Genomic DNA, 18,936 nt, shown 5'->3' with positions numbered 1-18,936 from the left:
GATGCCCTGATGTCCATGACCCCCATCGGCCGTGCCGTATTGCCCGCCCTGGCCGCCCTGGCCGCCCTGCCACTGTTCATCGCGAGCCCGGCATCAGCGCAGGGCGCCATGTCGCCCGCGCAACGCCAGGCGGCGCAGGCCTGCATGCCCGATATCCGGGCCTATTGCTCCGGCGTCGAGCGCGGCGGCGGCCGCATCATCGCCTGCCTCCGGCAGAACAATGAGCGGCTCTCCGACAATTGCCGCCAGGCATTGAGCGGCGCGCAGCGCTGAACCCGCCGATCGTCCTGCTTCACACACGGAGAGCCCATTGATGCGCAAAGTCGTCCTTGCCGCGGCGACGTTCGGCGCCGTCGCGCTGGCCGCTTTCGCCTTGGCAGCATGGAGCACGGTCACCGGGTCGCGGGTCCGGGCTGCCACGCGCAACCGTACCGTGACGCGCATGACGTCAGGCCAATGGAGCGCGCAGGGCACCGCCATCGGCCCGCGCGGCTGGTGACGCCCCCCCGGGCCCTCTGGACCGAAGGAGAGGCTTGCCATGGATGACGGCCCCACCATCCGTCAGGGCATGCTGCCGAGCGTGTCGTTGGCCGATGCGCCGCCGCCGCCCCGGCGCCGGGGCGCGCGGCGCTGGCCGCTGCTCGCCGCCATGGTCGGCCTGGCGCTGCTCAGCTGGCGCTATGCCCTGCCAGTGCGCGTCGAGGCGATCGAGGCCCGCGCCGTGCCCTTCGAGCGTACGGTGACCGGTCCTGCGCTGCTCGATGCGCTGGTGAAGGTGGATGTGGGCGCGCGCATCGCCGGCCGTATCGCGGCGCTGCCGGTAGAGGAAGGGGATCATGTTCCCGCCGGCATGGTGCTGGCGCGGCTCGATGTCGGTGATGCCGCGCATCTCGTGGCCCAGGCCGAAGCGCAGAGCGCAGCGGCGCGCCGTGCGGTGACCGAGGCGGAGGCGGATCGCGACGGTGCCGAGGCCGCGCTGCTGCGCGCTCAGGCCGATTTCCGCCGCAAGGAGGAATTGCTGCCGCGCGGCTTTGCGACGCGCGCGGAATTCGACACGGCACGGGCGATGATGGACCAGGCCCAGGCGGCCGCCGAGCGCAGCCGGAGCACCGTGATGCGCGCGCGCGATCAGCTCGCCGCGGCGGAGGCCGGGCAACGCGGCGCCGGCGTGCGCGTGGACGACACGGTCATCGCCGCCCCGGTCGCGGGTGTCGTCACGGAGCGGCTGCGCAGCGTCGGCGATGTCGTCGCCGCGGGCGCGCCCATCCTTCGGTTGGTCGATCCTGGCAGCCTGGTGCTGACAGCCCGGCTCGATGAATCCGTCATGGCGCAGGTTGCGTCGGGACAATCGGCGGCGCTGCGCTATGTCTCCTATCCGGGGCAGGTGTTCCGTGGGCGGGTGCTGCGCCTCGGCCGCAGCGTGGACGCCACGACGCGGGAATTCACCGTGGAGGTGACGCCGGAGGAGCCGCCGCCGCACTGGGCCATCGGCCAGCGCGCGACCCTGATGCTGGTGACGGGTGTCGCGCCGGCCGCCATTGCCGTGCCCCAGGATGCCTTGGCGCCACGCAGCGGGCAGGCCGGGCTGTGGATCGCCGAGCGCGGGCGCCGCGCGCGGTGGCGCCCCGTGCGGCTGGGCCTCGCCACGGATGGCCGGATCGAGGTGCTGGAAGGGCTGGAGGCCGGCGAGGTGGTGCTGCGCCGGCCGCGCGGGCTCTATGCCTTCATGCCGGTCACGCCGGTGCTACCATGAACTACCTGGCCTGGCGGGACATCACCGCGAACATGCTGCGCGTCGTCCTCGCCGCGGCCGGCGTCGGCTTTCTGCTGACGGGATGCATGGGGATCATGGGTCTCTATCGTGGCGTGCTGCATGACGCGCTTCTGACCATCGAGGATATCGGCGCCGATCTGTGGGTGGTCCAGGGCGGGCGTGCCGGGCCCTTCGCCGAGGGTTCGACGGTGTCCGCCACGCTCGACCGGCGCGTGGAGGGCGTGGCGGGCACGGCGAATGTGCGCCGCTTCGTGCAGAACAATCTGCAATTCGACATCGACGGGCAGCGCCGGCGCATCGCGGTCACGGGGCTCGACTTCCCCAAGGACCAGGGCGCCTGGCTGACCCTGACCGAGGGCCGGCTGATCCAGCAGGCACGCGGCGAGGCCATCGCCGATGCCAGCCTGGGACTGGCCCTGGGTCGGGAGATCAAGCTGGGACGCGATCCATACCGCATCGTCGGCATCACCAGCGGGCAGGTGGACATGTCGGGTGACGGGCAGTTGTTCGTCACCATCCCCGACGCGATGGACATCGCCGACAGCCGCAGGTCGGAGCAGGTGCTGCTCGACCGCGCACAGGGCCTTGGCGCGACCGCCGATCGGCCGAGCCGCATTGCCGCCGTGATCCTGACAACCGAGGCGGGCATGCAGGATGAGATCGCCCGCACCATCGCTGCCTGGGGTGACGTGGCGGTGCTGTCGCGCGACGACCAGCGCTCGGTGCTGGTCGATGGCCGGCTGTGGCGACTGCGGCTGCAGATCCTGTTCTTCACCATCCTGCTGCTGGCGGTGACCGGTGTCGTCATCGCCATGACCATCTACAACAGCACGGTCGAGAAGCTGCACGAGATCGCGATGCTGAAGCTGATCGGCGCGCGCGACGGCTTCATCCTGTCCATGATCCTGGAGCAGGCCGTGCTGATCGGGCTGCTCGCCTATGGTGCGGCGCTGATGCTCGCACTGGCGATCTTTCCGCAATTCCCGCGCCGGGTCGTGCTGCTGCCCGGCGATCTCGCATTGATCTTCGGCGGCCTGCTGCTGGCTTGCGCCCTGGGAAGCTGGATCGGCATCGCCCGCGCCATGCGCGTCCGGGCGAAGGAGGTCCTGGCGTGACCCCGCGGGCCGGCACGCCGGTGCTGTCGGTACGCGATCTCGCCGTGCGCTATCGCGGCGGCGACGGCGCGCTCGTCGATGCGCTGGCGGATGTCTCGCTGGACCTGGTGGCCGGCGAGATGCTGGGCATCTTCGGTCCGTCCGGTTGCGGCAAGACCACGCTGCTGATGGCCGCAGGCCTGCTTGAGACGCCGACCAGTGGCGCGGTGCGCTTCGCGGGCGGACCGGCCGTGACGCCGGGCGACGAGGCCGCGCTGCGCGACTTCCGCCGTCGTCACATCGGCTTCGTCTTCCAGAAGCCGAACCTGGTGCCATTCCTGACGGCGGTGGAGAATGTCGCCCTTGCCATGGTCATCGACGGTGTGGCGCCGGCGGAAGCGGAGCGGCGCGCGATGGGGCTGCTCGCGATGCTCGACATCGCGCATCGCGCGGGCAATCGACCCGCACGACTGTCCGGCGGCGAGCAGCAGAGGGTGGCGGTGGCGCGGGCACTGGCGAACGACCCGATGTTGATCCTGGCGGATGAACCGACGGCCGCGCTCGACAGCCGTCGCGGACGACAGGTCATGGAACTGCTGCTGGCAATCGCGCGGCAACGCGGTGCCGCCGTGGCAGTCGTGACGCATGATCCGCGTTCGGTGGGTCTCTTCGACCGGGTGATCGAGATGGAGGATGGGCGCGTGGTGGCAGAACGCAACGGATCGGGTCGAGCCGCCTGAAGCAGATCCCGATCAGATGGAAGCACCAGATCGGGTGAAGATGCTCGTAAGAGCCATGGGCCAGAGACTTTGCCGCGATCCAGGGCAATCGCGAGCGGCTCTGGCACCACGGTTGCTGCGTTGGGACAGTTGCACCGAACATTGATCCGGATGCTGGGCGACGAGCGGCTCGGTACGCATTCGTCCTACCCTGCGAATGCGTAGAGCCGCGCGGGGTTCTCGACCAGGATCCGATGGAGCGTCGCCTCATCCCCCGCCCAGCCGCGCAACCGCGCCGGGGCCGCTCCGTCATCTACCGGATTGAACGGATGCACTGCCTCCGGCGCCAGCCCCGGCGTCACGCCGCTGTGCGGCCAGTCGGAGGCCCACACCACGTGCTCCGGCCCGGCGACGATCAGCGCGCGGGCGATCGGCGCCATGTCGGCGAAATCCGGTGCGCGCGACAGGCGGTGCGCGGCGGACAGCTTCACATAGGCCCGGCCCGCGCGGACCAGCGAGAGCAGCGCCTCGAAGCCCGGCTGCGTCACGCCGCCCGCGCCCAGCGCCCGGCCGAAATGGTCCACCACCAGCGGCACCGGCAGCGCCATCAGCGCATCGTGCAGCGCCGCGATGACGCCAAGATCCGTATAGGTCTGCACATGCCAGCCGAGCGGCGCCACGCGCCTCGCCGCCTGCTCCAGCGCCGCCAGCGCCTCGCCCGGATCGGCGCGCCCGGCGGTGTGCAGGTTGAGACGCACGCCGCACACCCCGACCGCGTGCAGCGCGGACAGTTCCGCATCGGGCGTTGCGTCATCAATCACCGCGACGCCCCGCGCCCGCGCGCCGAGCGCTGCCAGTGCGGCCGCCATGCAACTGTTGTCCGTGCCATAGGGGCTCGGCTGCACCAGCACGACCCGCGCGATGCCGAGCCGGTCATGCGCCGCGACGAGCTGCGCGACCGTCGCCTCGCCGGGCGTGTAACTGCGGTCGGCAGCGTAGCGGCAGGGCCCGCCGGGCGCGCCGAAGACATGGGTGTGGCAGTCGCAGGCGCCTGCCGGTAGGGCTTTCTCGGACATTGGGGGGACCCTCGCCGCGCCGCGCGGCAGCGTCCAGATCGAAATCGGCACAGATTCCATCAATGCCGTTTATGGCCTAGCCTCGCTGCCATGAACCTTCGCCAGTTCGAGGTCTTCCACGCCATCATGCGGACCGGCTCGGTCACCGGCGCGGCGCGGTTGCTCAACGTGACCCAGCCCTCGGTCAGCACGGTGCTCAAGCATTGCGAGGCGCAGCTCCGCTTCCGCCTGTTCAACCGCGTCGGCGGCCGTCTTCAGCCGACGCCCGAAGCGCTCGCCATGCTGCCCGACATCGAGGCGGTGTTCGACCGCCTGGCCGCGGTGGAACGGCTGACCCAGGACCTCGCCGGCGGGCGGCTCGGCACGCTGTCGGTCGCCGCCGCCTTCCCGATCGCGAACAGCTATCTCGCGCAGGCCGTCGCGACCTTCCTGGTCGGCCGCCCCGGCATGCGGGTCGCGCTGCAATCGCTGAATTCCCCGCAGGTGGTGGACCGCGTCGCGGCGCGGGAGGTCGAGCTCGGGGTTGTCCATGAGCCGGTGTCCCGGGCCGAGGTGGAAACCGAGCTGCTGGCGCGCACCTCCATCGCCTGCGTGCTGCCCCATGCGCACCCGCTGGCGCAGCGGGCCTCGGTGCCGGTGACGGCGCTGGCCGGGCAGCCCATCATCACCTACCTGCCGCAGAACATCTTCCGCGGCTATGTCGACAAGGCGTTGGCGGATGCCGGCGTGACGCCACGCATCATCGCCCAGGTCAGCGTCTCCCTCACCGGCATCGTGCTGGCGCAGCACGGTGCGGGCATCGCGTTGGTGGAACCGCTGATGCTCCGCAGCCTATCCTTCCCGGAACTGGCCGCCCGGCCGCTCGACCCGGCGATCACCTTCGACACGGTGCTGGTGCGCCCGCGCGGCGCGCCGGATTCCACCATGCTCGAACGCTTCGTGACCCATCTGCGCCGGACGCTCGTCGAACGGGACGCCGGACCTCATTGATCCGGTGAATGGGCGGCGCAAAGCTTCCTATTGGACGCGCCGGCGCCCCGCGCACACCATTCCGGGCAATGGAGCGCCGCAATGACGGCGGCGCAATGCTTGGGGAGACGGGCCATGGACAATGCCGCGCCGCGCTTCGACACCAACTGGCCCTCGATCCGCGACCATGTCAGCGAAACCGAATGGCAGGCGAGGCTTGAACTGGCCGCCTGCTACAGGCTCGTCGACCTGTTTGGCATGACGGACCTCACCTACAACCACATCACCATGCGGATCCCGGGCACGGAGCATCTGCTGATCAACCTATACGGGCTGCTCTACAAGGAAATCACGGCGACCTCGCTCGCCAAGATCGACGTCGAGGGCAACATCATCTGGAAGCCCGACACCGACTACGGCATCAACAAGTCCGGCTACGTCATCCACGGTGCCATCCACACCGCGCGGCCGGACGTCGCGGGGGTGATCCACACTCATACCCGCGCTGGCATGGCCGTCTCGGCCATGAAGTGCGGCCTGATGCCGCTGAACCAGACCGGCATCCGCTTCGTCGGCCATCTCGGCTACCACGACTATGAAGGCCCGGCGATCGACCTGGCCGAGCGGGAGCGCATCGTCCGGGATCTCGGCGCGCATGATGCGCTGGTCATGCGCAATCACGGCCTGCTGACCTGTGGCGCGACGATCCAGCAGGCGTTCAACACCATGTACCAGCTTGAACTCGCCTGCCGCGCGCAGGTCGACGTCATGGCGGCGGGCGCCGAACTCGTCCTGCCGTCGCAGGAAGTGCTGGAGCGCACGGCGCATCTCTACCAGCCCGGCGCGCGGCGGCCCTATGGCGTGCTGGAGTGGCCCGCCATGCTGCGGCTGCTGGAGGCGGAGCAGAAGAACTCGGGCTACCCGCCCTACTGGGTCTGAACCGGCCGCACAGCCGGACGAAAGAACGAATGACGGGGAGGATGTGAGGATGTTGCAGCACCGCCTGGGCAGGCGTGCCCTGCTGGCGGCCGCCGTCGGCGTGCCCGGCGTGGCCTTCGCCCAGGGCGCGGGCGACTGGCCGGACCGGCCGATCCGCTTCGTCGTGCCCTTCGCCGCCGGAGGCAATACCGACGTCCTCGCGCGTCTCTATGGTAACCGCATGTCCTCCGTCCTCGGCCAGCCCATCGTGGTGGAGAACCGCGCCGGTGCCGCCGGCGCCATCGGAACCGAGGCGGTGATCCGCTCCCGCCCGGACGGCTGCACCCTGCTGATCGGCAGCCCCGGTTCCATCGTCAACGGGCCGCTGCTGATGGCGAACCGCCGCTACGACCCGATCACCGACCTCACCTTCGTCGCCATGTTCGGCAATGTGCCCATGGTGATCATCGTGCAGGCCTCGATGCCGGTGCGCAGCCTGCCGGAGCTGGTCGCCTATTCGACGTCGCGGCCGAACGGCGTGACCATCGGCACCTCCGGGATCGGCGGTGCGAACCACCTGCCGCTGGAGCTGTTCAAGGCGCAGACCGGCGCCAATCTCGAGCACGTCCCCTATCGCGGCGGCGGTGCCACGCTGCCCGATTTCGTCGCCGGCAATGTGGACGGAATCCTGATCGAGCTTTCCAGCGTGCTCGACCTGCATCGCGACGGGCGGGGCCGGATCCTGGGCATCGCCGCGCAGCAGCGATCGGCGCAGGTGCCGGAGGTGCCGACCTTCGTCGAGCAGGGCATTGCGGCGTTCACCGCTGCCTCATTCGTCGGCCTGTTCGCCCCGACCGGCACGCCGGCGCCGATCGTGAACCGGCTCCAGGCGGTGGTCCGGGAAGCGGCGTCTGACCCGGACATCCGCGCCAGGCTTGCCTCCTACAGCGTCGATCCACCGACGCCCGAGGAACTGACGACGGACTACCTTGCCGCCTTTCTGCAACGGGAATTGGCCAAGGCGCGCCGCGCCATTGATCTCGCGGGGCTGAAGCCCGAATAACCCGGCAGGCGGCGGTGGCCGCGGCTTCCCGCGCGGACGCCGCTGGCTCCGGATCGGGCAGGGCCGGCTTCGCCTGCTCGGCCGCTGCCCCTGCGTTCCTGCGCCCGGGTCGATGACGACGTGCGCGGCAGGATGGCCGGAACCGACGGCGTCGACGGCGCATCAGGAGGCGCCGGCTCGCGGCGTCCGCGATACCGTCCTGCAACAGAACCGGCCCAGCATCCTCCCGACCCCGTCAGGAGATGCCCCGATGACCCCCGAGCAGATCACCCGTGTGCAGGACAGCTTCCGCCTGGTGGCGCCGATCCAGGAAACCGCCGCGCGCCTCTTCTACGGCCGGCTGTTCGAGATCGCGCCGCAGCTCCGCCCCCTGTTCCGGCACACGGACATCGAGGAGCAGGGCCGCAAGCTGATGGCGACACTCGGCTTCGTGGTCGGGTCGCTGCGCCGGCCGGACGCCCTGCTGCCCGCGGCTCGCGGCCTCGCTGCGCGCCACACCCGCTACGGGGTCGAGGAGGAGCACTACGCCCATGTCGGCGCCGCGCTGCTCTGGACCCTGGAGCAGGGCCTGGGCGACTCCCTCACGGCGGAGACCCGCGAGGCCTGGGCCGCCGCCTATGCCATGCTGAGCGGTGCGATGATCGACGTCGCGCGGCTGCCCGCCGCGGCGTGATGACCCTAATCCGGTCCGCCGGGCTTCGGACCGGGCGGGACGAACATGTAGCCGCGGCCCCGCAGCGTGACGATCGCCTCGGTGCGCAGCTTCGCCCGCAGCCGGGCGATGCGCATGTCGATGGCGCGATCGCCGGCCTCGCGGCTGTCGGCGGGGGCGAGCGCGATCAGCTCCTCCCGCCCCAGGATGCGGTTGGGGTTCGCGGCGAAGGCGCGAAGCAGCATCAGCTCGCCTGGCCGCAGCGGCTCCGGGGCCTGGCCCAGGCGCAGCAGTCGGGCGGCGGTGAGGTCCACCGTCCCGTGTTCCAACGCGACCAGCTCGCGCGGGCGCGCGCCGGCGCGCCGCAGCAGCCCGGCGATGCGTGCGGCGAGCTCCTGCGGCTCCGCCGGCTTGGCGATCAGGTCGTCGGCGCCGAGCTCCAGCCCCAGCACGCGTTCAACGCTGTCGGTGACCGCCGTCATCACCAGCACCGGCATGGAGAGGTCCGATCGCAGGCGGCGCAGCAGGGACAGACCGTCTTCGCCCGGCATCATGATGTCCAGCACCACCAGGTCGACCTGGCGGCGGGCGAGCAACGCCTCGAACTCGGCGGCGGACCCCGCCAGGGCCACGTCGTAGCCGAGGTCGCCGAGATACTCCGCATAGGCGTCGAGCAGGTCGGGCTCGTCATCCACCATCGCGATGCTGGCACCGCGGCTCATTGCAGCCATCCTTGTCGGCTTTCCGATCTCGCGCCGCTGCCTCAAGGTACGGCGCGCCCATCCGATTCGGCATCGTTCTGTCGGAGCCCCCATGTCGTCAACCATCGCCATCGTCGATGACGAGGAGCACCTGCGCGAGGCCGTCGCGGAGTATCTCGAGGATCGCGGCCTGCGGGTGCTGCCCGCGGCCGATGCGGCGGCGATGCGGGCGCTGGTGGAGCGGGAGAGGATCGACGTCGCGGTGCTCGACATCGTCATGCCGGGCGAGGATGGGCTCGCTCTTGGCCGCTGGCTGCGAGCGCGGGGGGAACGGCCCGGGATCATCTTCGCGACCTCGGCCGGGGCGCCGAAGGACCGGGTGGCGGGGCTGGAACTCGGCGCCGACGACTACGTCGTGAAGCCCTATGACCTGCGGGAGTTGCATGCGCGCATCCAGGGCGTGCTGCGCCGCCTGCCGGAAGAGGTCGCCGCACCGATCGGCGCGCCGGCTGCGGCGCAGCCGCCCATCCGCATCGGTGGCTTCCGCTTCGACCTGGCGAGCCACCGGCTGACCGACCCCTCCGGCCAGGCGGTCACGTTGACCGCGGCGGAGGCCGCGCTGCTCGGCGTTCTTGCCACGCGGCCAAACCGCATCCTCAGCCGAACGCAACTGCTGGACCTGACGGGGGAGGAGCGGGGCGACGGGTCCGCCCGCGCCATCGATGTGCGCGTCGCGCGGCTGCGGGCGAAGCTGCGGGGCGGTGCGGGGGAGGCGATCCGCACCATCCGCGGCGAGGGCTACATGTTCGTCCCTGGGCCGGCGGCATGATCGCCACGGCCCGGCCGATCATCCGGCGTTTCCTGCTGCTGCTGGCGTGTGGCGGCACCGCGACACTGCTGCTGCTGGCGGGGCTCGGTACCTATGCCTACCGCACGGCGCGGGAGGACGCGCTGGAGCAGGCGCGCGCCAGCGCCGAGGCCGGGCGCGCCGCCCTGGAGCAGGTGGTCCAGATCGTTGATCTCCAGGTCCGGCTGCTGCGCAACGCGTTCCTCATGGCTCTGGCGGGCCGTCCCGATGCGGCGGAGCCGGGCAGCCTCGGCCCGCAGACCGATCCGGGCCCGACGCGTGGGGTGACGCTGAGCCTGCCCACAGCGCCGCACAACCCGCAGGCGCGGCGGCGCATGGCGGCAGCGCAGGCGCTCTACCCCTTGCAGCGCGTGTTGCGGGAGGTGATGCCGGAACTGCGCTGGACCTACGTCTTCGATGCGGGGCGGGACTTCGTGAGCGTCTATCCCTGGCTGGATCCGCCGACGATCCTGGGGGAGGCGGAGATGGAGGCGGCGCAGCGGGCTTTCCTCGGTTGGTGGGAGTATGACGTGGCGCTGGGGGCGCTGCCGCAGCGCAACCCGGACCGCACGGGATACTGGACGCCGGTTTATGTCGATGCCGGCGGTGCCGGGCTGATGGTCTCCCATGCCGTGCCGGTCGATGCCGATGGGCAGTTCCAGGCGCTGACCGGCGCCGACCTGCTGGTCTCCTCGTTGTCCGATATGCTCGCCCGGCGCACCGGCGGCGGCCGGTTCGTCGTCATCGACCAGAAGGACATGGCGGTGGCGGATGCGGAAGGGCGTATCGCGGGGGAGATGCGCGCCGCGCAGAGCCTGCTCGGCGGCCCGCCGCCGGTGCCCGAGGCCGGCTGGGTACGGGCCGGTCCCGCCTGGATGATCGCCCTGCCGGTCGCCGGCACGCCCTGGGTGCTGGTGCACAGCCTCGACGCCGCCGCGGTGCGGCGGCAGGCGCTGGCGGATGTGGTGCCCTATCTGATCCTGGCGGGGGTCGTGCTGGCGGGCCTTGGCCTGCTGTTCTTCGCCATGCTGCAGCAATTCCTGCGGCCGGCGGCGGGCCTGGCCGACTATGCGAAGCGCCTCGCGGATTCGCCCGAGCCCGTGCCGCCGCCGACCGTGCCCGCGCCCTGGCGGCCCTGGTTCACCCGGCTGGAGGCGGCGGTACGGGAGCAGCGTGCGATGACGCTGCAACGGCAGCTCGCCGAGACGCTGAAGGCCGCCGTCGTCGATGTGGCGCTCGATGCGGTCATTATCGCCGATGGGGAGGGGCGCGTCGTCGCCTTCAACCCCGGTGCCGAGAGGATCTTCGGCTATCGCTCGGACGACGCGATCGGCCGGCGCATCGGCGAATTGATCGTTCCGCCGGAAACGCGCGCCGCTCATGAATCTGGCATGGAACGCTTCCGCCGCACGCGCGCGGCGACGGTGCTCGGCCGGCGACTGGAGTTGGAGGCGATGCGTGCCGACGGGTCACGCTTTCCGGTGGAGCTTGCGATCCATCACGTCTCGGTCGCCGGGCAGGACAGCTTCGCCGCCTATGCGCGCGACCTGACGCCGCAGCAGGAAGCGGCGCGCGAGATCGAGACGCAGCAGGCGCGCATCCACCAGATCGAGAAGCTGTCCGCCATGGGCTCGCTGCTCGCCGGCGTGGCGCATGAATTGAACAACCCGCTTGCCATCCTGGTCGCGCAATCGACGCTGCTGCGCGAGAAGGCGGGCACGCCGGACCTGCAACGCCGCGCCGAGCGCATCCACGCCGCAGCCGAGCGGGCCGGGCGCATCGTGAAGAGCTTCCTCGCCATGGCACGGCAGAAGCCGCCCGAGCGCGTGCCGGCCTCGCTGAACGAGGCGGTGCGGGCGGCGGCCGAGATGACCGCCTATGGCGCGCGCAGTTCGGGCATCGCCGTGACGATGGCGCTCGATCCCGCGCTGCCGCTGGCCGAGCTCGATCGCGACATGATGGGCCAGGTGGTGGCGAACCTGCTGATCAATGCGCAGCAGGCGCTGGCCGAGCAGCCGGAGCCGCGGTGCATCACGGTGACGACGCGCAGCATCGAGGAAGACGGCGCGCGCTGGGTGGCGCTGGAGGTCGCGGACAATGGTCCCGGCGTGCCGGCGGCCGTCGCGGCGCGCATCTTCGATCCCTATTTCACCACCAAGCCTTCGGGGGCCGGCACGGGCATCGGCCTGTCCATCTGTCGCACCGTGGTGGAGGCGCATGGCGGCAGCATCGCCTTGCTGCAGGCCGCGGGCGGCGGCGCGTGCTTCCGGGTGCGGCTGCGCGCGATCGACGGCGAAGCCGAGGCCGCCCCGCCGGCGCCGCCGCGCGCCAGCGGCCTGTCCTTCCTGCTGGTGGATGACGAGCCGGATCTCGCCGCCTCGCTCGCCGAGATGCTGCAGGGGCTGGGCCACGACGCCGTCATCGCGCCGAGTCCGGGTGTGGCGCTGGAGCTGGCGCAGGAGGGAGACTACGACGGCGTCATCGCCGATCTGCGCATGCCTGGCCTGGACGGCGCGGCGCTGCGGCGCGCACTGGTCGCGATCGATCCCGGCTGGGCGGCGCGCGTGGTCATCATGACGGGCGACACCGTGCAGGGTCCCGTGGCCATCGCGCGCGGGGGCGAGGCCGAAGGCGCGGTGGTGCTTGAGAAGCCATTCGGCCCCGCCGAGCTGCGCGAAGCGATCGCGCCGATCGTCGAGGCCCGGCGCCGGTGACCTGAATCACCCGCGCCTCGTCGCCGCGAGACCGTCCCGCAACACAGCCCGCCGATACCCGCGTCACCGCAGCGATGCCGCTGCTGAGAAGGAAAGGTGACGCAGATGGGTATCATTCCGATCGTCGGCAATGACGGTGACAACAAGCTCTACGGCACGGTCCTGTCGGACATCATCTACGGCAAGGCCGGCAACGATGTGATCTACGCGCAGTCCTACGATCTGCTCGCCCCGGTCGGCGACGAGATCTTCGGCGGCGAGGGCAACGACACGATCTACAGCGGCCAGGGCACCAACTGGATCGATGGCGGCGCCGGCGACGACCGCTTCATCCTCGGCCTCGGCCTCAACAACGTCTATGGCCGCGAGGGCAACGACACCTTCTTCTTCAGCGGCATGGTCGGCGAGGTTGCCTGGGGCGGCACCGGCAACGACACCTATCGCAATGTCGAGAACTGGACCGTGATTACTGAGGCCGCCGGCGAGGGCACGGACACCATCTACTTCAACAACGGCCTCATCCTCGACACCTACACGCTCGGCGACAACATCGAGAACCTGGTCGCGCAGAACAACCGGTCGGCGACGCTGAACGGCAACAAGCTCGACAACGTCATCACCGGCAATGGCGGCAAGGACGAGCTGTACGGCTTCGGCGGCAATGACAGCCTGCGCGGCGGCGCGGGGGCGGATACGCTGAACGGCGGCGAGGGCCATGACAGCCTGTCGGGCGGCAACGACAATGACCGCCTGCTGGGCGAAAACGGCAACGACACCCTGCGCGGCGATGCGGGCTACGATACGCTGGACGGCGGCGCCGGGAACGACCTGCTGGATGGTGGCGCGAATTCCGACCGCATGGTCGGCGGCACCGGCAACGACACCTACATCGTTGAGAGCACCGGCGACACGGTCGTCGAATACAGCAATGCCGGCACCGACGAGGTCCGCACGAGCCTGGGCCTCTACACCCTTGGTGCGAGCGTCGAGAACCTGACCTATTCCGGCACGGGCAATTTCGGCGGCACCGGGAACAGCCTGGCCAATGTCATCACCGGCGGGGCCCAGGCCGATGTGCTGGAAGGCGGTGCGGGCGACGACCGGCTGATCGGCAACGGCGGCAATGACCGGCTCTATGGCGATGCCGGCAACGACAAGCTGGAAGGCGGGGCCGGGGCGGACTGGCTCTATGGCGGCCTCGGCGCTGATACCATGCTCGGCGGCGCCGACATGGATCTGATGTATGGCGAGGACGGCAACGACTCCCTCGATGGCGGGGCCGGCACTGATCTGATGTATGGCGGCGCAGGGAACGATACGATCCGTGGCGGCGACGGCGACGACAAGCTTACCGGCGGCGTCGGCGCCGATGTGATGGTCGGCGGGAATGGCGCGGACACGTTCTTCTTCGGCAGCGTGGCCGACAGCACGGCGGCGGCGCGCGACAAGGTCTATGGCTTCGTCGGCGGCACGGACAAGCTGGATCTGTCCTCCATCGACGCTGATACGACGTTGGCCGGCAACCAGGCCTTCCACCTGGTCACGGGCCACGAGATCTTCGCCAGCGCCGGCGACCTCGCCATCACCCAGTCCACCGGCTTCAACATGCTGGTGCAGGGCGACGTGAACGGCGACGGCAACTGGGACTTCTCGGTGGAACTCGTCATGCCGCTCGGCATCACCGGGGCGGACATCGTCTTCTGACGGAACGCACCGGCCCTGCGCCCATGTCAGGGCAGGTCGGGCGGCGGGCACCCTCATCCGGGCCGCGGGCCTGGATCATGGGTGCCCGCCGGCGGGCGATCAGGGGATCGGTGCGGCCCTCGCAGCAAGCGGAAGGAACCGCCGGTCGCGACAGGGCCGCCCTCATGCCGTGTTGCCCGATCAGATGACTTTGCCTGGCCAGGCCCTGCTCGGGCGCCTCACTCGCCCGGCACGCGCTGTGGCCTGGCGCGCGAGGCCTTCGGCTTCTCCTCCGCGGCCTTCTCTTCCGCGGGCTCCTCGTCCTTCGGCCCGTCCTTCGCGACGGCCAGGATCTCGCGCAGGCGGGCCAGCATCCGGACCGTCGGCTCACTCATCTCCGCCGGGTCGCCGGCGATGTCCTCGACCAGCCGCAACGCGCGGACGCGATCCTCGGCATTCGGCAGCAGGGCCGGCAGGGCGAGGATCGCCGCCTCGGGCTCGAAATCCACCGCCAGGGTCTGCTGGTGGATGATCTGGGTGCGATGCGCTTCGTCCATCGTGTCGAAGGGCGGGGTCGAATGCAGGATCTCGTTCGACCGGTGCAGCCGGGATTCGCGCACCGCACCGCGCGAGCGCGCCATCAGCACCAGCATCCGGATCACCGCCTCGGCGAAGCCGCCCTGGCCGATCTTCTGGAGCGCGGCCTCGACATCCGGCATCTCGTACAGCGTCTCCCCGAAATTCGGGTTCGTCTGCGACGCCTGGTCATCCTGCCCGCGGCCCTGCGACAGTGCGCGCAGGAACGGGTTGCCATAGATCGAGAAGAAGGCGAGTTCCTGCTGCGCGGAGCGGACATCGCTCCAGAAGGTCATCGTCTGCTCGACCATGGAGGCGAACAGCTTCTCCGTCCGGAAGAACGGATTGGTCCGTGCCACCGGCTTGCGCGCCGCGCGCACCTGATCGGCCAGTGTGCCCACCGCCGGCATCACGGGGTTGGCGTCCGACAGGACGCGGCGGCGCAGCCGCATCGGGTTCATCTGCACCATCATGTCGGCCGAGGCCGGCGTGACCATCGCCTGCACGAAGGGGCGCGCCGTCAGCTCGTAGAGATCGACGCCGACCCGCGACACCCGGTCGACCAGCGCGAAGGGCGATTCATCGGTGTCGCCGTCGTCGAGCGCCCGCAGGTCGGCGATGGTGCGTTCCTGGAAGGACACCACGAAGCGCGCGTCGATGCCCTCGCCGATCTGCTGCTCGATGCGCATCTCATACAGGCCCGGCGCCAGCGCCTCGATCATGCCGAGGGTGTTGACGATCTGGTCGTGTTCCTTCGTCGCCACCTTGGCCGAGACGAAGATGCCGAGATGCCCGATGCTGTCATGCACCATGTAGATGATGCGCTGGCCGCGGGCGCGGATCTCGCGTTCATTGCCATAGACCTTGGGGATCCAGTTCAGCGCCTGCTGCGGCGGCGTGATGTCGTCACCCTTGCTGGCAAAGACGATGATCGGCGCCCGGATCTGCTTGAGGTCGATCGCCCCGCGCCGGCCGAGCACCGCATTGCCGTGCTGGAGCTTGTTGCCGATGAACAGGTTCTCGACGATCCAACGGATCTCCGCCTCGTTCATGAAGAAGAAGGTCGACCACCAGCGCTCGAAGCCGATGAAGCGCTCGGCCTCGGTGTCGGCGTTGGCGAACACGTTGTAGTACTTGCCCCACCACGTGTTGCCGGGGTTGCCGGCCTCGAAGTTCAGCACGAGGTTGGCGCCGTCGAACTTGCCGTTGCCGAGGTCGGACATCAGCAGCGCCGGCAGCGCGCCGCCGACCATGCCGCCAAGGTAGCGCATGGGGTTCTTGCCGCGCACGCCGGCCCAGTAGCTCATCGGCGCGCCGTTGATGACCACGGGGCCCGTGACATGCGGGTTGGACGCCGCGAGCAGCATCGCCGCCCAGCCGCCCTGGCAATTGCCGATCACGACGGGGCGCGGCGCGTTCGGATGCCGCAGCGCGACGTCGCGCACGAAGCGGCCTTCGGCGGCGCAGACATCGGCCAGCGTCTGGCCGGGCTCGGGCTGCTGGAAGAAGATGGTGAAGTACACCGAATGCCCATGCGCCAGCGCCACGCCGACCTGGCTGTCGGACTTGAAGCCGCCGATGCCGGCACCATGGCCGGCGCGCGGATCGATGATGATGTAGGGGCGCAGCGTCGGATCGACCTCGACCCCCGCCGGCGGCAGGATGTGGACCAGCGCGTAGTTCACCGGGCGGTCGAAGCTGCGCCCGTCGGTGATCATCGCATACTCGTAGACCAGCACCGGATCGCCGCCGTCGCGGGCTCGCTCGACCGAGGTGTTGCCGACCTGGCGCATCACGTCGAGGAACAGGACGCTGCGCTGCGCCGCATCGGTCAGGTAGTCACCGAAGGCCTGCATCGTCTCGGCCGGCGCCTTGGCGTCGCCCCAGATCTCCTGGAAGGTCTCGCCGATCTGCCGGCCGGAACCGCCATAGGTCCGGCTGAGGGTCTGCAGATGCGCGGCCGACAACCCGCCGAGCGACTGGCCGAGCGCGGCGGCCTCACCCAGGCGCTGCTTCATCGCACCGCCCTTGCGCTCGAGGCCAAGCCCCTCGATCGCCTTGGGGCCCGGGGTCGCGGCCTTGGCCAGCCGCGTGAGCATATCCATGAAGGCGTTGGTCGATGGGGAAGATGTCGACATGGTGTCCTCTTCTCTGGCCGATCGGGTGCGATCGGGCGCTTGCCCGACGGCGGTCGCTGAGGACGCTATGCCCGCCGCGGCGGGGGTTTGGTCGCGACATTTCGATGAAGAGCGGTAGCCCCCGCGAACGGCGTGCGCGCCGTATCGCCCGCGCGGACGCAAGACGGCCATAGGCCGGCCTCTCAGGGGCGTCGGCGCGTTGGTGCGGAAAGATGATATGCCGCCGAGGCAACGCGCAGCCCGTATTGTCGTTCAGCACCCATCCGCTCAACGGAAGGCAGTGCCCGCCATGCTACGAACGCCCCGGAATCCCTTCATGAGCCTCTGGCTCGGCGCAGCGAACCGTGTCGCCAATACCGGCCGTGGCCTGGTGATGGCCGCCGCGCGCCGGCAACAGGCGGCGGCGAGTGCCGCGGCTGCCAAGGAAGTCAGCAATTTCTGGGTGCGTGCCTGGCGAAGCGCGGCGAAGCCCCGCCATCCGAAGGGGCGGTGAGAGGCGCGCCAGCCGCAACTTTGTCAACGCCGGCGCGTTCAGTATCTGTTCGCTCGATTTCGGGCGTGAGCTCATCATTGGTCCTGCAAGGCGCTGGCCGGCATGACCGAGGAAATCACATGCGCATTTCCATTCGCACGGTCCATGCCGCGGGCGTCGGGATCCTGTTATGCAGCGCCCCGGTCCTCGCACAGCAGGCGCCCAAATCCCCTGCCGGTGATGCCGCCATCACTGAGATGCAACAGCAGCAACGGGCCAACCCCTCGACGCCCTATGTGCCCAACCAGAATCGTGAGGCCGCCGTTGCCGATACGCGCGATGGCGACTGGATGGATGCCCGCCAGTGGCTGGTGCAGGCGCAGGCCGCTATGCGAGCGGGCGACATGGGCGCGGCGAACGAGTTCCTCGAACGCGCGCAGACGCGGATCCTGAGCAGGAGCACACCGGCGGCGCTCGCCGCGGAACCGATGCGCGGCGAACGCGCGCTGCAGATCACGGCGGCGCGGGAGGCACTGCAGCGACGCGACGGGGCGGAAGCGATGCGGCAGATCGACCTGACGCTGGCCGCGCGCTGAAGATCAGCCAGTCAGTGTGGCATTCCGCCCCTGCGGGGGTACGCCACATTGGTTGGCAGATACCTCATGCCGCATTGCGGTAGATGCGATGCAACTCGGTGCCACCCGCAGCGCCATGGGAGATGACGGCAGCTGCGGCCCAATCCGTCGGCGCCGGGTGCCGCCGTCAGCGACACTGCCCGGTTCCTGGCTGGGCCTGCGCTCAACGCGGGCCTTCCCCGCCGGATGTCGGGGTGCGAGCACCTCTGCTGCTTCACCCTGCACCCTTGTCGAGCCAGACGACAAAACCGGGACCGCACCTATGGTCACAGCTCCCGCGCAAGGCGGCGCGTCAGCAGCGTCGAGGCGTCCATCGCCGTCTTGGCGTGGGGCGCCTTCGCGAATTGGAGAAACTTCTGCAGGTCGCTCCCTGCGACAAGGCCGTTCGGGGACGCGGCGACCCGGTCGATCGCCGCCCGCAGGCGATCGAGCTGGCAGCATACCTCCGTGTCGCCATTGAGGAATTCTCCCAGGAGCGCATGGGGTGCGAGTATGTGGACGGCTGCGCGCTCCTCGTCCGTGAGACGGAACGTCGACATCGGATGCCTCTCATCCTCCATGGCGTTGAAGTCGCCATCAGCTCACCCAGGACGGCGATCCGTCCGGGCAAAGTAGGTCCATTTTGTGAGATAGGCCGCGATCGCACGGCAGTCTTTGCTGCCGGTGATCACTGATCCTGTCAGTCAGCAGAAGTTATATGGTGATGCGGGCAGCTTCGCGAAAGCTCGTGCCGCGCAATGGAGGCGGGGCGGATCGCCGCATGTGCTGCCGGCCGGCCTGTGCCGCCCGGTGACTCGAACGACCACAGCGAAAACCCGGGAGATCTGGAGCGGGCGATGGGAATCGAACCCACGACATTCAGCTTGGGAAGCTGACGTTCTACCTCTGAACTACGCCCGCGTTCA

The 18,936-nt window shown here is 69.9% G+C and carries 18 protein-coding genes and 1 tRNA gene; 14 read left to right on the top strand and 5 right to left on the bottom strand.

From position 1 onward, the window contains the following. Positions 1 to 9: 9 nt before the first annotated feature. From KPL78_RS19425 to KPL78_RS19405, 5 genes are read left to right on the top strand one after another with little or no spacing between them, the layout of a single operon-like run. Positions 10 to 273, top strand: a complete 264-nt coding sequence (locus tag KPL78_RS19425) for a cysteine rich repeat-containing protein (RefSeq protein WP_219764663.1) — start codon at positions 10 to 12, stop codon at positions 271 to 273. Positions 274 to 313: 40 nt separating this feature from the next. Next, on the top strand, positions 314 to 499 hold the full coding sequence (locus KPL78_RS19420; RefSeq protein ID WP_219764662.1) for a hypothetical protein: 186 nt from the start codon (positions 314 to 316) through the stop codon (positions 497 to 499). Between the two features lie 39 nt (positions 500 to 538). Beyond that, entirely contained in the window at positions 539 to 1,753 is a 1,215-nt protein-coding gene (locus tag KPL78_RS19415; RefSeq protein ID WP_219764661.1) for an efflux RND transporter periplasmic adaptor subunit, read from the top strand. Next, complete coding sequence (locus KPL78_RS19410) at positions 1,750 to 2,889, top strand: ABC transporter permease (protein ID WP_219764660.1); 1,140 nt, start codon at positions 1,750 to 1,752, stop codon at positions 2,887 to 2,889. Before KPL78_RS19415 ends, KPL78_RS19410 begins: the two co-directional genes overlap by 4 nt. After that, positions 2,886 to 3,608, top strand: coding sequence for an ABC transporter ATP-binding protein (locus tag KPL78_RS19405; RefSeq protein WP_219764659.1), 723 nt, complete (start codon positions 2,886 to 2,888; stop codon positions 3,606 to 3,608). Before KPL78_RS19410 ends, KPL78_RS19405 begins: the two co-directional genes overlap by 4 nt. Positions 3,609 to 3,793: 185 nt before the next feature. Here the strand turns inward: KPL78_RS19405 and KPL78_RS19400 are convergent, their stop codons facing one another. Continuing rightward, complete coding sequence (locus KPL78_RS19400) at positions 3,794 to 4,663, bottom strand: amidohydrolase family protein (RefSeq protein WP_219764658.1); 870 nt, start codon at positions 4,661 to 4,663, stop codon at positions 3,794 to 3,796. A 90-nt stretch (positions 4,664 to 4,753) separates the two neighbouring features. Here KPL78_RS19400 and KPL78_RS19395 point away from each other — a divergent pair, with 90 nt between their 5' ends. The 4 genes from KPL78_RS19395 to KPL78_RS19380 all read left to right on the top strand — a co-directional run bounded on the left by KPL78_RS19395 (position 4,754) and on the right by KPL78_RS19380 (position 8,286). Next, entirely contained in the window at positions 4,754 to 5,653 is a 900-nt protein-coding gene (locus KPL78_RS19395) for a LysR family transcriptional regulator (protein ID WP_219764657.1), read from the top strand. A gap of 114 nt (positions 5,654 to 5,767) precedes the next feature. Continuing rightward, positions 5,768 to 6,571: a class II aldolase/adducin family protein gene (locus KPL78_RS19390; RefSeq protein ID WP_219764656.1), complete on the top strand. Its 804-nt coding sequence runs from the start codon at positions 5,768 to 5,770 to the stop codon at positions 6,569 to 6,571. 49 nt (positions 6,572 to 6,620) lie between these two features. Next, positions 6,621 to 7,613 (top strand): Bug family tripartite tricarboxylate transporter substrate binding protein, encoded by a 993-nt coding sequence (locus tag KPL78_RS19385; protein ID WP_219764655.1) that lies wholly within the window; start codon positions 6,621 to 6,623, stop codon positions 7,611 to 7,613. Positions 7,614 to 7,863: 250 nt separating this feature from the next. Next, a complete protein-coding gene (locus KPL78_RS19380) occupies positions 7,864 to 8,286 on the top strand; it encodes a globin family protein (RefSeq protein WP_219764654.1) in 423 nt (140 codons plus the stop codon). Positions 8,287 to 8,291: 5 nt separating this feature from the next. Here KPL78_RS19380 and KPL78_RS19375 read toward each other — a convergent pair whose 3' ends face one another. Beyond that, positions 8,292 to 8,987, bottom strand: a complete 696-nt coding sequence (locus KPL78_RS19375; protein WP_219764653.1) for a response regulator transcription factor — start codon at positions 8,985 to 8,987, stop codon at positions 8,292 to 8,294. Between the two features lie 91 nt (positions 8,988 to 9,078). Between KPL78_RS19375 and KPL78_RS19370 the strand changes: the two genes are divergently transcribed. From KPL78_RS19370 to KPL78_RS19360, 3 genes are all read left to right on the top strand, one after another. Beyond that, the gene (locus KPL78_RS19370; RefSeq protein WP_219764652.1) at positions 9,079 to 9,795 is read left to right on the top strand and encodes a response regulator transcription factor; all 717 of its coding nucleotides are present in this window, start codon (positions 9,079 to 9,081) and stop codon (positions 9,793 to 9,795) included. Then, positions 9,792 to 12,527, top strand: coding sequence for an ATP-binding response regulator (locus KPL78_RS19365; protein ID WP_219764651.1), 2,736 nt, complete (start codon positions 9,792 to 9,794; stop codon positions 12,525 to 12,527). The genes KPL78_RS19370 and KPL78_RS19365 overlap by 4 nt, the downstream gene beginning before the upstream one ends. A gap of 105 nt (positions 12,528 to 12,632) precedes the next feature. After that, entirely contained in the window at positions 12,633 to 14,231 is a 1,599-nt protein-coding gene (locus KPL78_RS19360; RefSeq protein ID WP_219764650.1) for a calcium-binding protein, read from the top strand. 218 nt (positions 14,232 to 14,449) lie between these two features. Here the strand turns inward: KPL78_RS19360 and KPL78_RS19355 are convergent, their stop codons facing one another. Beyond that, positions 14,450 to 16,924 carry a DUF3141 domain-containing protein gene (locus tag KPL78_RS19355; RefSeq protein WP_219764649.1) on the bottom strand — a complete coding sequence of 825 codons (2,475 nt, stop codon included), beginning with the start codon at positions 16,922 to 16,924 and terminating at the stop codon, positions 14,450 to 14,452. Between the two features lie 316 nt (positions 16,925 to 17,240). Between KPL78_RS19355 and KPL78_RS19350 the strand changes: the two genes are divergently transcribed. Together KPL78_RS19350 and KPL78_RS19345 are read left to right on the top strand one after the other, a co-directional pair. Continuing rightward, positions 17,241 to 17,417, top strand: coding sequence for a hypothetical protein (locus KPL78_RS19350; RefSeq protein WP_219764648.1), 177 nt, complete (start codon positions 17,241 to 17,243; stop codon positions 17,415 to 17,417). A gap of 119 nt (positions 17,418 to 17,536) precedes the next feature. Further along, a complete protein-coding gene (locus tag KPL78_RS19345; protein WP_219764647.1) occupies positions 17,537 to 17,992 on the top strand; it encodes a hypothetical protein in 456 nt (151 codons plus the stop codon). A 305-nt stretch (positions 17,993 to 18,297) separates the two neighbouring features. Here the strand turns inward: KPL78_RS19345 and KPL78_RS19340 are convergent, their stop codons facing one another. Together KPL78_RS19340 and KPL78_RS19335 are read right to left on the bottom strand one after the other, a co-directional pair. Further along, complete coding sequence (locus KPL78_RS19340; RefSeq protein WP_219764646.1) at positions 18,298 to 18,570, bottom strand: hypothetical protein; 273 nt, start codon at positions 18,568 to 18,570, stop codon at positions 18,298 to 18,300. Between the two features lie 286 nt (positions 18,571 to 18,856). Beyond that, positions 18,857 to 18,931 (bottom strand) — tRNA-Gly (locus KPL78_RS19335). Positions 18,932 to 18,936: the final 5 nt, after the last annotated feature.

Origin of the sequence: Roseomonas alba (assembly GCF_019430885.1) — a bacterium.
GTDB lineage: Bacteria > Pseudomonadota > Alphaproteobacteria > Acetobacterales > Acetobacteraceae > Neoroseomonas > Neoroseomonas alba.
The sequence above is the reverse complement of the archived record's forward strand: the minus strand, read 5'-3'. Positions and strand labels throughout refer to the sequence as shown.

Excerpts from the sequence above, each read along its gene's own strand:
- KPL78_RS19425 (WP_219764663.1), top strand. The coding sequence starts at position 10 with ATGTCCATGACCCCCATCGGCCGTGCCGTATTGCCCGCCCTGGCCGCC.
- KPL78_RS19420 (WP_219764662.1), top strand. The coding sequence starts at position 314 with ATGCGCAAAGTCGTCCTTGCCGCGGCGACGTTCGGCGCCGTCGCGCTG.
- KPL78_RS19415 (WP_219764661.1), top strand. The coding sequence starts at position 539 with ATGGATGACGGCCCCACCATCCGTCAGGGCATGCTGCCGAGCGTGTCG.
- KPL78_RS19410 (WP_219764660.1), top strand. The coding sequence starts at position 1,750 with ATGAACTACCTGGCCTGGCGGGACATCACCGCGAACATGCTGCGCGTC.
- KPL78_RS19400 (WP_219764658.1), bottom strand. The coding sequence starts at position 4,663 with ATGTCCGAGAAAGCCCTACCGGCAGGCGCCTGCGACTGCCACACCCAT.
- KPL78_RS19395 (WP_219764657.1), top strand. The coding sequence starts at position 4,754 with ATGAACCTTCGCCAGTTCGAGGTCTTCCACGCCATCATGCGGACCGGC.
- KPL78_RS19390 (WP_219764656.1), top strand. The coding sequence starts at position 5,768 with ATGGACAATGCCGCGCCGCGCTTCGACACCAACTGGCCCTCGATCCGC.
- KPL78_RS19385 (WP_219764655.1), top strand. The coding sequence starts at position 6,621 with ATGTTGCAGCACCGCCTGGGCAGGCGTGCCCTGCTGGCGGCCGCCGTC.
- KPL78_RS19380 (WP_219764654.1), top strand. The coding sequence starts at position 7,864 with ATGACCCCCGAGCAGATCACCCGTGTGCAGGACAGCTTCCGCCTGGTG.
- KPL78_RS19375 (WP_219764653.1), bottom strand. The coding sequence starts at position 8,987 with ATGAGCCGCGGTGCCAGCATCGCGATGGTGGATGACGAGCCCGACCTG.
- KPL78_RS19370 (WP_219764652.1), top strand. The coding sequence starts at position 9,079 with ATGTCGTCAACCATCGCCATCGTCGATGACGAGGAGCACCTGCGCGAG.
- KPL78_RS19365 (WP_219764651.1), top strand. The coding sequence starts at position 9,792 with ATGATCGCCACGGCCCGGCCGATCATCCGGCGTTTCCTGCTGCTGCTG.
- KPL78_RS19360 (WP_219764650.1), top strand. The coding sequence starts at position 12,633 with ATGGGTATCATTCCGATCGTCGGCAATGACGGTGACAACAAGCTCTAC.
- KPL78_RS19355 (WP_219764649.1), bottom strand. The coding sequence starts at position 16,924 with ATGTCGACATCTTCCCCATCGACCAACGCCTTCATGGATATGCTCACG.
- KPL78_RS19350 (WP_219764648.1), top strand. The coding sequence starts at position 17,241 with ATGAGCCTCTGGCTCGGCGCAGCGAACCGTGTCGCCAATACCGGCCGT.
- KPL78_RS19345 (WP_219764647.1), top strand. The coding sequence starts at position 17,537 with ATGCGCATTTCCATTCGCACGGTCCATGCCGCGGGCGTCGGGATCCTG.
- KPL78_RS19340 (WP_219764646.1), bottom strand. The coding sequence starts at position 18,570 with ATGTCGACGTTCCGTCTCACGGACGAGGAGCGCGCAGCCGTCCACATA.